The organism is Pseudomonas sp. H9 (assembly GCF_004353925.1).
Taxonomy (GTDB): Bacteria; Pseudomonadota; Gammaproteobacteria; order Pseudomonadales; family Pseudomonadaceae; genus Aquipseudomonas.
This window is the reverse complement of sequence record NZ_SMOK01000007.1, coordinates 191462-208153: the sequence shown is the minus strand read 5'-3', so window position 1 is coordinate 208153 and position 16692 is coordinate 191462. Positions and strand designations below refer to the sequence as shown.

At 59.1% G+C, this 16692-nt stretch carries 15 protein-coding genes; 7 read left to right on the top strand and 8 right to left on the bottom strand.

The genetic code is table 11. The annotated features are described in order from the left end of the window. The first annotated feature begins 69 nt into the window (after positions 1 to 69). Positions 70 to 1305, top strand: a complete 1236-nt coding sequence (locus E1573_RS05710) for a hypothetical protein (protein WP_133211490.1) — start codon at positions 70 to 72, stop codon at positions 1303 to 1305. A gap of 192 nt (positions 1306 to 1497) precedes the next feature. After that, the gene (locus E1573_RS05705; RefSeq protein WP_133211488.1) at positions 1498 to 2733 is read left to right on the top strand and encodes a delta-60 repeat domain-containing protein; all 1236 of its coding nucleotides are present in this window, start codon (positions 1498 to 1500) and stop codon (positions 2731 to 2733) included. 13 nt (positions 2734 to 2746) lie between these two features. Here the strand turns inward: E1573_RS05705 and waaA are convergent, their stop codons facing one another. Together waaA and E1573_RS05695 are read right to left on the bottom strand one after the other, a co-directional pair. Beyond that, positions 2747 to 4015 carry a lipid IV(A) 3-deoxy-D-manno-octulosonic acid transferase gene (gene waaA, locus E1573_RS05700; RefSeq protein WP_133211486.1) on the bottom strand — a complete coding sequence of 423 codons (1269 nt, stop codon included), beginning with the start codon at positions 4013 to 4015 and terminating at the stop codon, positions 2747 to 2749. A 14-nt stretch (positions 4016 to 4029) separates the two neighbouring features. Continuing rightward, positions 4030 to 4920, bottom strand: coding sequence for a LysR family transcriptional regulator (locus tag E1573_RS05695; protein WP_133211484.1), 891 nt, complete (start codon positions 4918 to 4920; stop codon positions 4030 to 4032). A gap of 87 nt (positions 4921 to 5007) precedes the next feature. Between E1573_RS05695 and E1573_RS05690 the strand changes: the two genes are divergently transcribed. The 4 genes from E1573_RS05690 to E1573_RS05675 are packed head-to-tail and all read left to right on the top strand — an operon-like array spanning position 5008 to position 8385. After that, positions 5008 to 5340: a multidrug efflux SMR transporter gene (locus E1573_RS05690; RefSeq protein ID WP_133211482.1), complete on the top strand. Its 333-nt coding sequence runs from the start codon at positions 5008 to 5010 to the stop codon at positions 5338 to 5340. 53 nt (positions 5341 to 5393) lie between these two features. Beyond that, a complete protein-coding gene (locus E1573_RS05685; RefSeq protein WP_133211480.1) occupies positions 5394 to 6569 on the top strand; it encodes an FAD-binding oxidoreductase in 1176 nt (391 codons plus the stop codon). Further along, complete coding sequence (locus E1573_RS05680) at positions 6566 to 7375, top strand: aldo/keto reductase (RefSeq protein WP_133211478.1); 810 nt, start codon at positions 6566 to 6568, stop codon at positions 7373 to 7375. The genes E1573_RS05685 and E1573_RS05680 overlap by 4 nt, the downstream gene beginning before the upstream one ends. Positions 7376 to 7422: 47 nt before the next feature. Then, the gene (locus E1573_RS05675; protein ID WP_133211476.1) at positions 7423 to 8385 is read left to right on the top strand and encodes a metal ABC transporter ATPase; all 963 of its coding nucleotides are present in this window, start codon (positions 7423 to 7425) and stop codon (positions 8383 to 8385) included. 66 nt (positions 8386 to 8451) lie between these two features. Here E1573_RS05675 and hldE read toward each other — a convergent pair whose 3' ends face one another. The 3 genes from hldE to E1573_RS05660 all read right to left on the bottom strand — a co-directional run bounded on the left by hldE (position 8452) and on the right by E1573_RS05660 (position 13010). Next, entirely contained in the window at positions 8452 to 9873 is a 1422-nt protein-coding gene (gene hldE / locus E1573_RS05670) for a bifunctional D-glycero-beta-D-manno-heptose-7-phosphate kinase/D-glycero-beta-D-manno-heptose 1-phosphate adenylyltransferase HldE (RefSeq protein WP_133211474.1), read from the bottom strand. Positions 9874 to 10004: 131 nt separating this feature from the next. Further along, on the bottom strand, positions 10005 to 11819 hold the full coding sequence (msbA, locus tag E1573_RS05665) for a lipid A export permease/ATP-binding protein MsbA (RefSeq protein ID WP_133211472.1): 1815 nt from the start codon (positions 11817 to 11819) through the stop codon (positions 10005 to 10007). A 15-nt stretch (positions 11820 to 11834) separates the two neighbouring features. Next, a complete protein-coding gene (locus E1573_RS05660) occupies positions 11835 to 13010 on the bottom strand; it encodes an O-antigen ligase (RefSeq protein WP_133211687.1) in 1176 nt (391 codons plus the stop codon). 100 nt (positions 13011 to 13110) lie between these two features. Here E1573_RS05660 and E1573_RS05655 point away from each other — a divergent pair, with 100 nt between their 5' ends. Beyond that, positions 13111 to 13713 (top strand): toluene tolerance protein, encoded by a 603-nt coding sequence (locus E1573_RS05655; protein ID WP_133211470.1) that lies wholly within the window; start codon positions 13111 to 13113, stop codon positions 13711 to 13713. Positions 13714 to 13716: 3 nt separating this feature from the next. On the opposite strand, the gene E1573_RS05650 is transcribed toward E1573_RS05655, so the two are convergent. From E1573_RS05650 to E1573_RS05640, 3 genes are all read right to left on the bottom strand, one after another. Then, positions 13717 to 14811: a glycosyltransferase family 4 protein gene (locus tag E1573_RS05650; protein ID WP_133211468.1), complete on the bottom strand. Its 1095-nt coding sequence runs from the start codon at positions 14809 to 14811 to the stop codon at positions 13717 to 13719. A 48-nt stretch (positions 14812 to 14859) separates the two neighbouring features. Further along, positions 14860 to 15633: a glycosyltransferase family 2 protein gene (locus tag E1573_RS05645; RefSeq protein WP_133211466.1), complete on the bottom strand. Its 774-nt coding sequence runs from the start codon at positions 15631 to 15633 to the stop codon at positions 14860 to 14862. A gap of 66 nt (positions 15634 to 15699) precedes the next feature. After that, positions 15700 to 16656 (bottom strand): glycosyltransferase, encoded by a 957-nt coding sequence (locus E1573_RS05640; RefSeq protein ID WP_133211464.1) that lies wholly within the window; start codon positions 16654 to 16656, stop codon positions 15700 to 15702. Between the last annotated feature and the right edge of the window lie 36 nt (positions 16657 to 16692).

Below are 16692 nucleotides of genomic sequence, written 5' to 3'. Positions count from 1 at the left end.
CGCCCTCTCTGGCTAGCCCGTAGGCTGAACCCGGCAATCCTCACTTCACTTGCACGGGACGCTATCAGCATGAGCACACTCAACCCAGCCTGGATCACCAAAACTGAATTCAGCGAGATCAATGGCACGCTTTGCCCCGCCGAAGGCAACAAAATCCTGGTATTCAGTGAACCCAACCCCAACTCCAACACCTTCACCCTCGCCCGCTTGAACAGTGATGGAACGCTAGACCCAACCTTTAACGGCACGGGCTACATCGAGCACTCGTTTGCCTACAACGGGAACCCGATGTTTTTTCCGATCAGCGCCCACCAGCAAAGTGATGGAAAGATTTTCATGGTCGGGGCTACGGGTACGATCTTCGACCTCTATCCCGTCGCGGCACGGTTCCTGAGCAACGGCGCAGCAGACGAAAGCTTCGGCGATAAAGGCTTTGTTGAGTTCAAGAGCCTGCGCTGGACAAACGCAACAGACACGCTGAGCAGCGCCGAACTCCGCTCCATTCCCAGACAGGGCAGCAGCGTCAAAGCCCTCAGCGCATCAAGTCTTGCCCTCGGCGGTTACCTGATTGTTTCTACGGAAAAAGGTTACCTGCTTCGCATCAAGGATGATGGCTCGATCTACACCGGGTTCGGCGATAAAGGCTACCTGCGCCCCAAGCTGGCGAACGGTGACGACATTGTTACGCCAACTGCCATCGTGCTCGGCGAACGCATTTTTGTGGCGGGTTCTGCGGGAACCAGCGGCGCCGTCGCGTGCTTTACCCTGACAGGCGCACCAGACACAAGCTTCGGCAACGAGGGTGCACGAATCATCTCGCTCGCCGATGATAGGAAAGTCGGCCTATATGCGCTGTCCAGCACTGACACAACCTTGCTGAACCTTGCTGGAGAAACCTCCATCGGCACTGACGTTGCTGCTCTGCTCACCCGGGTGACCGTCGAAGGCAATATGGACAAGCGTTTCAACAACGGAACGCCCTTGGTGCTTCGCCCTGATGGCAGGCTAGCAGATTGCAGGCAAGTCGCTTCACCGCAAAGTGACAAAAATGAAACCTTTTACATCGTTGGTCAGACCAATCGTCAAGACTTGAGTGATGCGCGCTTTTACGCTGCGGCCTTCCGACCCGATGGTACCCTCGATAACCGCTTTACACCCGACGGCTGGGGACTGGGGCCTGAGCACTCACTGGCCGTGAGTATGTACGTGGACACGCAGGGCAACATGTTGATCTGTGGTAGCGTCCTCGATGCCGGCAATAAGCGCCAGGGCATTGTGGCCTGTTACAAGCTAAACGCATCCTGACCTGAAGGCCAACGTCGACGCCCGGCATGAAAACTGAGACCAGCACGTCCTGATACAGGGGCATCGCACGATGCCCCGTTACACCCTACCCCCCGCACTTACAACTGACATTTCTACCAGTTTCGCCCTCTCTGACTGGCCCGTAGGCTGAACCCGGCAATCCTCACTTCACTTGCACGGGACGCTATCAGTATGGGCACACTCAACAATGCACTCAGCCCGATCTGGCTGACCAAAACCGCCTTCAGCACCAGCATCGGCACACTTTGCCCAACCAAAGACAACAAGATTCTGGTGTTCGGCGAATCAGACCATGAAAGAGGCGATTTCAATATCGGTCGTTTGACCAGCAGTGGAGCAATCGACCTCACATTCAACGGCAAGGGCTTCATCGAACATGAGTTTCCAAAAGCTGAGGGTTCGCTGTTTTTAAATCCGAAAGCCTTTGTGCAAGACGACGGAAAGATTTTTCTGGTCGGCACTCTGGTAGAGGCCGAGATGTACCCTGCCGCTGCCCGATTTGACAGCACAGGTGCTGCTGACACCGACTTCGGTGAAAAAGGTTTTGCGGTGTTCAAGGATCAGTCAGGAACAAACCAGGAAGCGTTGGCCGCAGCCAAGTCCAAGTCAAAACGCGCGAAAAGTACCGGCGCGAACAACCTCAACGCATTTCGCCTGCCTGACGAGGGCTACCTGATCGCCTCTGCGGAAACCGGGTACCTGCTCAAGCTGGATGAAAGCGGCGCACTCAACAGCGACTTCGGGGACGGCGGCTATCTACTCCCGCGACTTAATGACAAACGGGTCATTGAACTGCAAAGTGCCATGGTGCTCGGCGAGCACATTCTCGTCGTGGGTTATGTAGGTGCGTCTGGCTATGTAGCGCGCTTTCACCTTTCCGGAGCGCTGGACACCGATTTCGGCAAAGAGGGTTCGAAACCGATCTCACGCACCGATGCCAATTTTGTCCGGCTCACCGGACTCTCCAGCCGGCCGAATATTTCACTGAGCATCGCTGGATTCGCCCACACGACGGAGAATAAAAATGGCGCCCTGCTGACCCGACTGAACACAGCAGGCGCGATAGACGAAGGCTTCAACAAAGGCAAGCCGGTGCTGTTGAATCCCGCAGGCAGGCAAGCTGACGCCAGGCATGTCACGACACGCCGTGATGATCATGTTTACATCGTCGGCCAGACGACCTTTCAGGACGGCAGCGATCCACGCTTTTACGCAGCGGCCTACCGGGCCGATGGCACACTGGATAACGACTTCACATCCGGCGGCTGGGGGCTGGGACCGGAGCGCTCAACGGGCATGGGCATGTACCTGGACGCGCAAAACAACCTGTTGATCTGCGGTACCGCCCGCGATGCCAGCAACAACTACGAGGGCATCGTAGCCTGTTACAAGCCGAACGCTTCCTGACGTGAACAATGGATCAAAGCAACCGCCCAAGGCCGGCCAGTAAGCGCTGCAAAGCGCCCTGGTTGGCTTGCATGATCGCCAGCCCCGCAGCGCCCATGCGTTGCGCGTCACGCGGCAATTCGATCAGTCGCCGCACGGCAGCGGCCAACCCTTGGGCATCATCCACTTCCTGCAACGCCCCAGCTTCGCGCAACATCGCGGCAATTTCCAAAAAGTTGAACAAGTGCGGGCCACTCAATACCGGCAACGACAGCGCCGCCGGCTCCAGCACGTTGTGCCCACCATTGGGCACCAGGCTGCCGCCGACAAAGGCGATGTCGGCCAGTGCGTAGAGAAACAGCAGCTCGCCCATGGTGTCGCCGAGTAGCACCGCCGTCTCTGGCTTCACCAGCTCGGCACTGGAGCGGCGAATGGTCGGGAACTGCGCCGAACACAAGGCAGCCACCGCGTTGAAACGCTCAGGATGACGCGGTACCAGAATCAGCAAGGCATCGGCATGATGCGCAAGCAACTGGCGATGCGCGTCGAGAATTACTTCGTCCTCGCCTTCGTGGGTGCTGGCGGCAATCCATACCGGACGCTGGCTGGCCTGCCACTGCTCACGCAGCGCTCGGGCACGCGGCAGCAACTGTTCGTCGATGCGCAAGTCGAACTTGATCGAGCCGGTTACCTCAACACACTCCGGTCGCGCGCCCAACTGGCGAAAACGCGTGGCCTCGGCCTCGGTCTGTACCGCTATCAGGCTCATCTGCGCCAGCATGGGTCGGGTCAGCCCGGCGAAGCGCGCATAACCACGGGCCGAACGTTCAGACAACCGCGCATTGGCCAAGGCCACTGGAATGCCGCGCTTGGCACATTGGTGAATATGATTAGGCCACAGCTCGGTTTCCATGATCACCGCCAGCTTTGGCTGGATGTGATCGAGAAAGCGCCCTGCTGCCCACGGCAAGTCGTAGGGCAGGTAGCAATGCTGAATGCGCGGCTCATCGGCAAACATCGCCCGCACCCGCTCCGAACCGGTCGGGGTCATGCAGGTGATGGTGATCGGCAGTTGTGGATAAGCCTGCAACAAGGCACGAATCATCGGCGCCGCCGCAATGCTTTCACCCACCGACACGGCATGCACCCAGATCCCGCCTTTGCGCATCGCGGGCAGGTTCATGGCAAAGCGTTCGCCGATCCGCTGACCGTACGCAGGTGCCTTGCGCGAGCGCAGAAACAGGCGCAGCGCAACCAGTGGCAGGCCCAGGTGAAACAGCAAGGTATAGAGAGTTCTGTTCATGGCGCCGAAGTGTACTAGCCAATGGCGCGCAAGTGCACTGCGAAGCGTTCGGCCAGGCACTGCGCCGCAGGCCCGAGGGGTTCATCACGCCGCCAGACCAGCTCCACCACTAGCGCAGGCGGCGTCCACTCACTGCTCAGCTCGACCATCTGTGCCTGATACGTCGGGTACTGCACCACATGCCGAGGCAACCAGGCCCAACCCAGGCCACGCATCAACAATTCCGCCATGGCATAGAAGCTATCGGCCCGCCAAACTTGCGGGCTGATGGGGTCGCCACCGGAGTAGCCGCTTTCTCGCGGCGCGATCAGTAGCTGGCGATGGCGCGCGAGCTGTTGACGATTGACACGCCCGACCTGCGCCAAGGGGTGATTGACCGCACACACCGTTACCATCTCGACCTTGCCCAAGGCACGCCGCTCCAACGCGTGCGGCATGTTCTCGTGACGGAACAGCAAGCCCAGGTCCGCGCGGCGCTCAACCAGCCGACGCGCCACATCGCCCTGGGCACCGCTGGCCAGTTGCACTTCAAGCAGGGGGAACTGCCGGGCCAGCTCATCAAGGCTATCGATGACAGGTTGATACGGCATGGCTTCGTCCTGGGCCACACGCAATTGCGCCTCTTGCCCACGCATGAGCGCCAACGCCCGACCGTCGAGGCGCTCGCATTGACGCAACAGTTCACGCGCTTCTTCCAGCAAGGCCGCTCCGGCTTCAGTCAGACGCGGCTGGCGACCGCTGCTGCGCTCAAACAAAGTCACGCCCAAGTCAGCCTCAAGCAGGGCAATGGCATTGCTCACCGCCGACTGCGCCTTACGTTGCGCACGGGCCACCGCTGAAAACGAGCGCTGCTCGGCCACGCCGACAAACAGTCTCAGTTGCTCCAGATTCCATTGTTGCGCCATGCAACCTATCTCCATAAAAGATAGGTAATGACTTTACCCCATCCGGGCTTGCTCTAAAATGCCCAGCCAGAACAGAGGAACACCGACATGAACGCCTACACCTACCTGGCTATCGCTATCTGCGCCGAAGTCATCGCCACCGCCTCAATGAAGGCCGTCAAAGGCCTGAGTACCCCTCTGCCCCTGTTATTGATGATCTGCGGCTATGGCGTAGCATTCTGGATGCTGACCCTTGTGGTACGCAGCATTCCGGTGGGGATCGCCTACGCCATCTGGTCGGGCCTGGGCATTGTCTTGATCAGTATCGTGGCGTTGGTGATCTACGGGCAGAAGCTGGACACCCCGGCCATGCTCGGCATGGCCATGATTGTTGGCGGCGTGGTGGTGATCCAGCTGTTCTCGAAAACCGTCGGGCATTGATTGCGCTCACAGGCTGTATACTGGGCTTCTGTCCAAGCTTGTGAGGTGCATGCATGCCATCCGTTATTTCCACCGACGTACTGATCGTCGGCGCAGGGGTCGCAGGCCTCTGGCTCAACGCTCGCCTACGCCGCCTGGGGTATTCGACGGTCGTGGTGGAACGCGCCAGCCTTGGTGGCGAGCAAACCCTCAAGTCCCAAGGGATCATTCATGGCGGCGCCAAATATGCCCTGCATGGCGCACTGACTGGCGCCTCGGAAGCCATTGCCGATATGCCACGGCGCTGGAGCGAAGCCATCGCGGGCAGCGGCGAGATTGACCTGTCGAGCGTACGCCTGCTGTCCGATGCACATTACCTGTGGTCACCCGGCACCATCGCTGGCAACTTGACCAGCTTCTTCGCCAGTAAGGCCGTGCGTGGCCGTGTTGATCAGGTCAAAGGCGATCAACTGCCTCTCGCCCTGCAAGACCGCGCTTTCAAAGGCAAAGTCTATCGCCTGGCCGAGCTGGTGATCGATGTCCCCAGCCTGCTGACCCGGCTGGCTGAGCTGGCCGGCGACAGCCTGCTGGCGGGCCAGCAAATCGAACCTGTGCAAGAAGCCGGCGATCTGGTCGGCCTGCGCGTCGATGGCCACGAAATCCGTGCTCAACGCATCGTCCTCAGCGCCGGTGCTGGTAACGCTGCGCTACTGGAAGCCATTGGCCTGAGCCAACCTGCCATGCAGCGCCGCCCACTGCACATGGTGATTGCCAAGGGCGCCAGCCTCAAACCCCTGTATGCCCATTGCCTGGGCGGCGGCCCCAAGCCGCGCATCACTGTCACCAGCCACCCTGCTGCCGACGGCCAGTGGGTGTGGTACATGGGCGGCGACCTGGCTGAAGCCGATGGCGTGGCCCGCGAGCCCGACGCGCAAATTGCCGCGGCGAAAAAAGAAGTCTCCCACCTGCTGCCCTGGATCGACCTGAGCCAGGTACGCTGGGCAACCGTTCGCGTCGATCGTGCAGAACCTGCGCAATCGGGTCTGGTACGCCCAGACAATGCCTTCCTTGCCGAGCACGATCGTTTGTTGGTTGGCTGGCCGACCAAGCTGGCACTGGCGCCCGACTTTGCCGACCGCGTGTTGAGCCACCTTGAACGCGACGGCATCAAGCCTACCGCTCAAGCCCCGCTGTCTGACTTGCCCAAGCCACCGCTGGCTGTGCCAGTCTGGGAGCAACTGCTGCCATGAGCCTGCCTAGCCTGCACACGCTGCACCGCCCGCTGGGCAGCACCGGCCTGCGCGTTTCCCCATTAGGCTTGGGCACCGTCAAACTGGGGCGCGATCAAGGGGTCAAGTACCCCAATGGCTTCACCATTCCGGATGACGATCAGGCTCGCCTGTTGTTGGCGCAGGCCCGCGAGCTGGGTATCAATCTGATCGATACCGCGCCGGCCTATGGCCATAGCGAAGAACGCCTTGGCCCCTTGCTGCGTGGCCAGCGCGAACAGTGGGTGATCGTCAGTAAAGTGGGTGAAGAATTCGACAACGGCCAGTCACGCTTCGACTTCAGCGCTACGCACACGCGCTTTTCCGTCGAGCGTAGCCTGAAGCGCCTGGAAACCGAGCACATTGATCTGGTGCTGGTACATTCCGATGGCAATGACCTGCACATCCTTGAACACGAAGAGGTCTACCAAACCCTCGAAGCCTTGAAACAAGAAGGCAAGATTGGCGCATTCGGCTTGTCCGGCAAAACTGCAGCAGGTGGATTGAAAGCACTTGAGCGCGGCGATTGCGCGATGGTCACCTACAATCTGAACGAACAGGCAGAACGCCCGGTACTCGACTACGCCGCCGAGCATGGCAAAGCCATTCTGGTGAAAAAAGCCCTGGCCAGCGGACACGCCTGCCTCAGCCCGGGTGTCGACCCAGTGCGCGCCAGCTTTGAGCTACTGTTTAGTCATCCGGGTGTAAGCAGTGCTATCGTCGGCACCATCAATCCCGTACATCTGGCGCATAACGTAGCCACCGTTGCCGATCTGTTGAATTGCTGACGCCAACGCCGCCGTCGCGGCCGACCCCAACGCAAGAAGGAGCCGACATGCCGCGAACGCTGATCCGCAAGAACCCGAGCAACTTCAAAACCCTGCCCTTGCACGTCGAAGCCAGCCCCGAGGGGCTGTGCTACCAAAGCATCGGCAAGCCACAGAACTTCTCTCAGACCCAACAACGGCGCAAGCAAATACAGTTGCCCGACACCCAGCGTTTCGCCGTTGAACTGGCCAACCTCGGTGTTTCCGTGCGCCTGACCCTGCACTGGCAGAACCGTGATTACTGGGTGCTGGTGCGTCAGCGCCGTCAAGACCGTGGCGACGTGGTGCTGAAATTGATATCCGGCTATGTGCCCGCCCAGGAGTTGAACCTGCCGCTGCACACCGCTGTCCAGGAAGTGGCTGAAGAGTGCTTGCTGGAAACCCCGGAGGGTTGGCTGGGCGGCCGCTTCAATGACACTTGGCTGCCGGCGCCTTATGCCGATGCCCTGCACTACCGCGAAGCACTGCCTTTTGTGCTAACTCCGCAGTCGGGTGCTGCAAGGCCGGTGCGCTGTGCCAACCTGCAACTGCTGGAACGACCCAGGGCTTACGTACACCTGCCGACAGCCTCATTGCAGCTGATCTATGACCTGCGACTGCAGGTGCCACGCGAAGCAAAACCGCTGAGCCTGTTTCATGTCGATGAGCGGCTTGAAGGCGACCAACTGGTGGCCCGTCTCAACCGTACGCGCCCCGACTTGTACTTGATGCCGCTGGAGGATGGGCACCCGCGCGCCGAGTTGTACACCCTGAAGAAAGATCGCCTGCTACCGGCGAGCACACGCGGTGTTTACCTGGCCGAAAGCTTTGCCCGGCAAGAGGGCTGGGTGGTCAGAGATGAACGCATTCGCTGGAAAGACTGGATCAGCCAGCAAGGGCTGACGACTCCGAAAGCAGATACCGGTCTGCAACGGCTGACGGGCAAGGCGAGGGAGTTGTTGCAGATGGCGCGCGGTGGGTTACGCAAATAAATTCGCGGGGCAAGCCGCCCCCACAGATGCCAACTGTGGGAGCGGGCTTGCCCCGCGATAGCGTGATCAGTTCTTGCGAATCTTCTCGACGATGGCAGTGGTCGAGCTGTTCTCAACCAACCCCAGCACCTTCACGGTACCGCCATAAGCCTTGACGATGTCGGCACCAACCACTTGGTCGATCCCGTAATCCCCGCCCTTTACCAACACATCAGGCTTGACCTGGGTGAGTAGGTTTTCCGGCGTACCTTCAGGGAAGCTGATAACCCAGTCCACCGCGCCAAGACCAGCCAGTACTGCCATCCGGCGGTCTACGCTGTTGATCGGGCGACCCGGCCCCTTCAGACGGCTGACCGACGCATCATCGTTGACTGCAACGATCAGGCGATCACCTTGGGCGCGCGCCTGTTCAAGGTAGGTCACGTGGCCGGCATGAAGGATGTCGAAACAGCCGTTGGTGAACACAATTTTTTCTTTATGGGCACGCGCATCGTCGATAGCCAGCAACAACTGTTCGAGACTCAGCACACCACGTTCAGAACCTTCTTCACGCTGAATGGCACGACGCAGTTCCGGCGCACTGATGGCAGCGGTACCCAGCTTGCCCACCACGATACCGGCGGCCAGATTGGCCAGACCCACGGCATGCGGCAGCTCTTCGCCGGCAGCAATGGCAGCGGCCAGGGTCGAGATCACCGTATCACCGGCACCGGTGACGTCAAAAACTTCACGGGCACGGGCTGGCAAGTGCAAGGCCGGATGATCCGGACGCAACAAGGTCATACCATGTTCGCCGCGCGTCACCAGCAAGGCTCCCAGCTCCAGCTCACGCATCAACTGGCCGCCCTTGGCCACCAGTTCCGCTTCATCAGCGCAGCGCCCGACAATGGTCTCGAACTCGCTGAGGTTCGGCGTGATCAGACTGGCACCCCGGTAAATCGAAAAATCTTTGCCCTTAGGGTCGGCCAGCACCGGGATGCCTTTGGCACGCGCGGCCTGGATGAGACTCTGATGATTCTTCAAGGCACCTTTGCCGTAGTCCGACAACACCAGGACCTTGACCCCTTCGAGCAGGGTGTCAACTTCTGCGCTCAATGACAGCGGATCGGTGGCGAAGGGTTCTTCGAAGTCGATTCGCAGCAATTGCTGGTGGCGGCTCATGACCCGCAGCTTGACGATGGTTGGCTGGTGCGCAATACGCTGGAAAACCGAACGCACACCGGCTGCCTGCAGGCTGTTGGCCAGGCTTTCGGCGGCCTCGTCCTGACCGGTAACCCCGATCAGTGCTGCTGGCGCACCCAGGGCAGCGATGTTCAAGGCAACGTTGGCCGCACCACCAGGGCGGTCCTCGATCTGCTCGACCTTGACCACCGGCACCGGTGCTTCAGGCGAAATGCGCGAGGTACCGCCATGCCAGTAGCGGTCGAGCATGACATCGCCCACCACCAGCACCGGGGCTTGATCGAAACGCGGCATGGACAACTTCATGGGCAACCCATATATACAAAATTAACAGGGGCAGGATATTAGCACAGGCAAGGCTAAGGCTTGATTGCTGCCTTTCCGACAAGCTATTGCAAGAAAACAACCGGAGCCCAGGACGGGCTCCGGCATCTGGCTTACGTAATGTCAGCCTTGGTCGGTTCATCCAGGCCCATGGCGTGAAGCCTGGCGTAGTAACCGTTGGCGGCCAGCAATTCGTCATGTGTGCCACGTTCGACCAACTTGCCCTGATCCATGACCAGGATCATGTCAGCCTTCTCGATGGTCGACAGACGATGAGCGATAACCAGTGTAGTACGGCCTTTCATGACATGGTCGAGTGCCGCCTGAATGTGCCGTTCCGACTCGGTATCCAGTGCGGAGGTGGCCTCATCGAGGATCAGTAGCGGTGCATTTTTCAGCAACGCCCGGGCGATTGCCAGGCGTTGGCGCTGACCACCAGAGAGCAACACGCCGTTCTCGCCAACCTGGGTATCGAAGCCCTGCGGCAACTGGTCGACAAATTCCTTGGCATACGCATCAGCCGCCGCAGCTTCGATCTCCGCACGAGGCGCCCCCGCAAGATCGCCGTAGGCAATGTTGTTGGCCACGGTGTCGTTGAACAGGGTCACATGCTGGGTTACCTGAGAAACATGGCGACGCAGGTTGCGCAGCTTGTACTCCTCGATCTCCACACCATCGAGGAGGATCTGCCCCTGATCATGGTGATAGAACCGGGGAATCAGCCCCGCCAATGTCGACTTGCCACTGCCCGAGCGCCCCACCAGGGCAATCATCTGGCCAGGCTCAGCGGTAAAGGAAATATCAGACAACACCTGACGCTCGGTACCGGGATACGTGAAGCTCAAGTTGCGTACTTCAAGTCGCCCCTCAACCCGGTCCAGCTCTACAGTGCCGTTATCGACTTCCGGCTTTTCATCCAGTTGCTCGAAGATGCTTTCGGCACCAGCCAGGCCCTTCTGGATCGTCGAGCTGACTTCCGACAGCTGGCGAATCGGCTTGGGCAGCAGGCCAGCGGCGGTGATGTAAGCAACCAGGTCGCCTGCGGTGGCCTCCCCACGCAAGAACAGCACCAGGAACATCAGCGCAGCCATTGCGCTGTAAATCACCAGTTGCAGCATGGGGGTGTACACCGCTCCGGTCTTGGTCATGCGCAGCTGTTTGTCGGTATTGCTCTGGCTGGCATTGGCAAAGCGCTGCTGTTCGTAGCTCTCACCGCCGAAGCTGCGCACCACGCGATAGCCCTGAATGGTTTCCGAGGCCACGTGGGTCACATCGCCCATTGCCACCTGAATTTTCTTGCTCTGCTTGCGAAACTTCTTGCTCGCACTGCCGACCATAAGCGCAATAACTGGCAGGATTGCCAGCATGACCAGGGTCAGTTTCCAGTTCATCCACAAAAGGTAAATGAACAGGAACACCACCGTCAGACCTTCACGGATCACCACCTTGATGGCATCGGTGGCCGCACCGGTGACCATGGTCACGTTGAAGGTAATACGGGAAATCAAGTGGCCAGAGTTGTGGTTATCGAAGTAGCGGTTAGGGAGCACCAACAACTTGTTGAACAACTCGACCCGCAGGTCATGAACCAGCCCGAGCGACACCTTGGCCAGGAAGTAATTACCCAGGAACGACCCCAGACCCTGCCAGGCGGCAATCAATACGATCAGCAGCGGCACTGCCTGCAACAGTTGCAGATCCCGCAAATAAGGCACATTGGGGAACAGCACCGCCTGCGGGTTACTCAAGCCATCGACGAAATACTTGAGAATGCCTGCCAGCATCGGCTGGGTGGAGGCAAAGATCACAAAACCGAGAATACTCAGCATGAAAATGCCGATATACGGTTTCACATAGCTCAGTAGCCGGAAGTAGATTTTCAGGCTGGAGCTGCTCTGCTGCTCCGCCTTTAGCGGTGTTTCGGCCATCGTCGAGCTCGCTGTTCAGATTGAACCGGCAATTTTATCACAGCCCGGGCGACGGGCATGCACCCAGACCAACGCCATCGCCAACCCCACCGGCAACCAACTGATAAACCATTCGGCCCGCGGCGTATCGGCCAGGCTCGCTGCATCGAACTGCATGGCCAGGGTAGAGAACAACCACAGCCCCATCAGGCCGCGACCGAATACCGTTGTGCGAACCCGCCAGATCTCCCGCAGTACGCAGAGCCAGACAGCCAACCACAGCAGCATGCCGGGAATACCCAGTTCGATGGCAATGTGGGTGAACATGTTGTGGGTGTGATCGAAGGGCCGCCCCAAGGCTGTAACCTTATAGAAGCTACCTAGACCAATCCCTGTCCAGGGGTGCTCTGAAATTATCTGCAAGCTGGACTGAAAAATCTCTGGCCTGTAGGACGTGCCCCGCCCCGTGATTTGCGCATACATAAATACAAAGCCAGCTATAGCAACAGCGATTGCGCCCCCTGCGATTAAGTAGCTCCAGCGATCGCGGCGCCACAACGGCGTCGCCACCAAGGTAATCAATAGTCCCAATGCCGCGCCCCGGCTTTGGCACAACACCATAAATGCACCTAGCACCAGCAGTGACACCACCCACAGCCCCTGAAACCACCGCTGTTGTGGCGGCCAATGCAACATCCAGACAATAGCCGCGCCGATTACGTACGCGCCTAGAATCGGATGGGAGATTTCGCCAATACCGGCAAGCCTGTGGAGCCACGGCCGCGCTTGCACACCATAGAACTGAACGATGGAGATCACCGCCGCAATTGCCAGCCCTACCCCGGCCCATTGCATCAGCTTAATCAACCGTGCGTAGTCCGCATTGGCCAGCAGGGGGAAGAACAGCAAGAAGAATGCAATGTACAGAAGTCGCTTGATCTCGCGGGTCGCGTCCTCTTCTGTTGCCCAGGAAAGGCTCAACGCCGACCACAGCAGCAACAAGACAACTGACAGGCACAAGCTGCGCTGTGTTTGCCAGAGATCAGCCAGAACGCTACGTGCCGACCACAGCAATGCCAGCGTAGGCAGCCAAAGGAACAACACCAGCCCCTGTTGATAAATCTTGTTGCTTGGTGCCAGGGCAATCGCCATCAGAAACCAAAGAAACCCTATCGCCAGCCAGGTCTGCGCCCAGCGCCTTGCGTACATCATCCGTATCCCCGTCAAATCAACCACACCGGCATGGTGCATCTTTATACTTTTCGGCATTATGGCCGGTCATTTTGCTTGCCAGTAGACAAGGCCCCTATTCATGCAATGTTTCCGGCTACCCCAGGTCGACTTCAACCAGCTCATCCTTGGCGCCCAGGTGCTAGAGGCTGACAGCTATGGTGCCAAAGTTTACCTGCTAAATGATGGCAATATCCTCAAGCTCTTCAGGCGCAAGCGGCTAATTTCATCTGCCTTGCTGCGACCTTACTCCCAACGCTTCATCGACAATGTGCTGCAGTTGGAAAAAAAGGGAATTCCGACACTGAAGGTACTGAAGCACTACAAGCTGGAGGCACCAGGGATGACGGCGGTCTTGTATCAGCCGTTGCCAGGAGAGACCCTCAGCCAACTGTCTCGCAAAGCAGGTTTCAGCTGGCAGGAGCGCCTGCCGGATCTGGTGGCACTGGTCCGCAGGCTGCACGCTTCAGGGGTTTACTTTCGCTCCCTGCACCTTGGCAACATTGTCGTGACGCCGGGCCAGGAAATGGGCCTGATTGACGTGGCCGACATGCGCTTCATGCGAGGGCCGCTGTCCAAGCGCATGGTCAAGCGGAACGTGCAGCACTTCGCCCGCTACATCGCCCGGGAGCGGTTACAAGAAAAGTTTCCGCTCGCCGAGCTGGAGCGCGCCTTGCTGGGCTAAGCCTCAAGGCTTACCCAGCAACTCACCTGCGGTCTGACTGAAGCGTTGCCAAGCCTGCTCGGGCGCCAGGGCCTGGCATTGCGCCTGGGCCACCTGGCTACCGTCAAGGGCGACGCTCTCGACGATTGCCTGCCCCCACGCGGCAACATCTCCCACGCGAACATAGCGCCCGGCATCCGCCAATTGCTCACGAAAGACTGACAGCTCACTGCACAAGACCGGCACATCAGCCATCACCGCCTCTTGCAGAACCAGCCCCAGGCCCTCGGACCGAGAGGGAATAAGCACCCAGTCAAACGCCCGGTACAACATGGACATCTCACTGCAATGGCCTTGAAGCGTAACCGCGGCCTCCAGCCCCAATGCCTTGATGCGTGATTCAAGCATCGAGCGTTCGTTGCCTTCGCCCAGAATCACCAACCGCATATCAGGTCGCTGTTCAAGTGCCAGCGCAAAGGCATCCAGCAAGTGGTCGAACCCCTTGCTGTCGACCAGGCGGCCCACCGCCCCGAGAACCGGGCCACCCTCCAGCGGTAACCCGAGTCGCTGACGCGCAGCGTCCCGCGGCAACAACGCCTGACGGAACCCTTGGGGCTCAAGCGCCGAACGCAGCACGTGCACCGGCACGCCAAGGTCCTGTTGCAAGTGGGTCGCCAATGTCTGCGAAACTGCGACGAGCTTGACCCGTTGCGCGTCGAAACTGCGCAACAAGGCAATATCACCGCGATGCAGACGGGTCTTGCCGTGAAAAACCACCGTCGCCCGCACGCCAGGCAGGCGCCGCAATTCCGGCAGCACCAAGCGTGAGACACCCAGACCATCGAGCAGCAGCACTTGAGTACCGGCCTGCTTCAGCGCATTGCGAAAGCGGCTACGCATCCAAGGCTGTAACAACTTCCACAGATGCCGCCCTTTGAGCAGGCGCTGCGAGAGTTGCCATTCACGCGTTGCCCCGTCATTGCAGCAGGAGCCCTGCCCTTGCAATAGCCAACTGCTGACCGAAGCCCCCGGTTGTGCATGAGACAGGATTTGCTGGTGAACTTTGTGCACAGAGACGTACGGCGCACCGCCCGCCCACATGATATTGACAATGTTCACGGGGTATTACCCCTTACTTTGGATCGGACGATGAGCAGATGAACCAAGTCAGTGTGCAAAGAAACCCACTCCCGCCCCCAAAACCACACCGACTACCAAGATCAACAGCAATTTGACGCGATCTCGCTTGCGGCGCCGCGCTTTGCGCCGACGCTCGCCCGGCAGCGTCACATGCGCGCCGAACCCCGTGTGCAACACCGCATCGCCCTCAAGGCTCACGGCGGTGAGATTCAGCTCGGCATAACGCTTTGACAGTGCCTTCTCACCAGCATAGGCGGCAAATGGCGCACAGCGCTGGTAATCGCTCAACCGACGCAGGCCTGGATTCAACGAGAAGCTTTGCCACTCCTCCTTGTCCGAAAGCACCGGATAACAGGCAACCCCGCCAATGACCTGACGCTCGCCCATGTGCAGGTAAGGGCTATGGATTTTCAGATCATGGGCATAGCTGCGCAGCCACACCTGAAGCAGCTGCGGGCTGACGTCCAGAATGCTCCGGGAGTCCTCGATAAAGCCTGGCCGATAGAACTCCCAGTCATCCTCACAGTGAAAGATGTAAGGCGTTTTTACATGACTGTAGGCAAGGTCGATCGACGGCAACTGCCCGAGCTTTGGGCGATTGACGAACACCGTGCAATGGGGCTTCCAGTGCTCCGGCACAGCCTGATGGACAGCGTCATCACCCGAGTCTTCGGTAATGAACACTTCGCGAATCGGTGCAGTGTTGTAACGATCGAAACTCTCGAGTGTAATCTTGAGCAGGTCGAAACGCCCGCAACTGGTAACCACCAGGGTTACATCACTGTCTTCACTGAATCGCACCGGATTCTCTCCCCATCATCTGTATTCGGTTGCTCAAGACCACGCCCCTTTCACGGGACAGTCGGCTCATATGCCCAGTCTCAAACGCAAACGCTGCCAGCCGGTCAAGGCTGGACGGGAACGCAGAGGTGGCTGCATTTTTTCTACGATGCTTCGGCCCACTTGGGCGAAGCTGAACTGCGAAACAGCCAGGTCGCGACCATTCCTGCCAATGCGTTCGACCAAGGCTGGATCGGCACGCAACACTTTCAGTTTTTCCTGCAGCCGGGCAATGCTGTCATAGAGCACTACGTTGTGCATGTCTTCGAGGCCCAGGGCGCGATTCTCCGCCTCCCCCTGATCAAAAGCCAGCAGAACGCAACCGCAGGCCATCGCCTCGAAGTTCTTGATCATGTATTCGCCCATGCCGACATCGGCACTGACGAAGAAACGAATGCGGTTGAGCGTGTCGCAATACTCTTCGCCAGACTTGGTCCGCGTTACCAGCAGGTTTTCAACTTGGGCAAGCTCATCCAGCAGCGCCTTGCGCCCGCTGTAGGCAACACTGTTGGTACTGCCGACAAACGCCAGCTCGATATCGCGCTCACGGCCCTGATCGGCCAGCAGTTGCTGGTCGTATCCTTTGGGCACAAACTCGGCATCAAAGCCCTCTTGGCGCAACCGCTCACTGACCATATACCCAGAGCTGATCACACGCGCCCAAGGCAACTGACGGTAGTGAGCGCTGAACTTTCCGGTGTACTTGCACGGGATGTAATTCTGATAGGCATCGTGCTCAAGAATGACCAGGTTCGGCACCGTACGGATAAAGCCGACCTGACGGATCTCTTGCTTGAAGCGCAGGAAGAACACGATCCGGTCATACTTTTCGACGTCGACTTCACGACGGAAATAGCTGCGCAGGTTGCGCTGATCGGCACTGCTGAGCCAGCGCAGATCACACTCGCAATGGGCGGCAACACCGTCGTAGAGACGGTCGAGGATGGCCCGTTGTTCTTTCTGCACCAGAAATAGAACTTTCATTGTCTTCCTTGCGGCCATTGCCCGGCCGCTCACAGT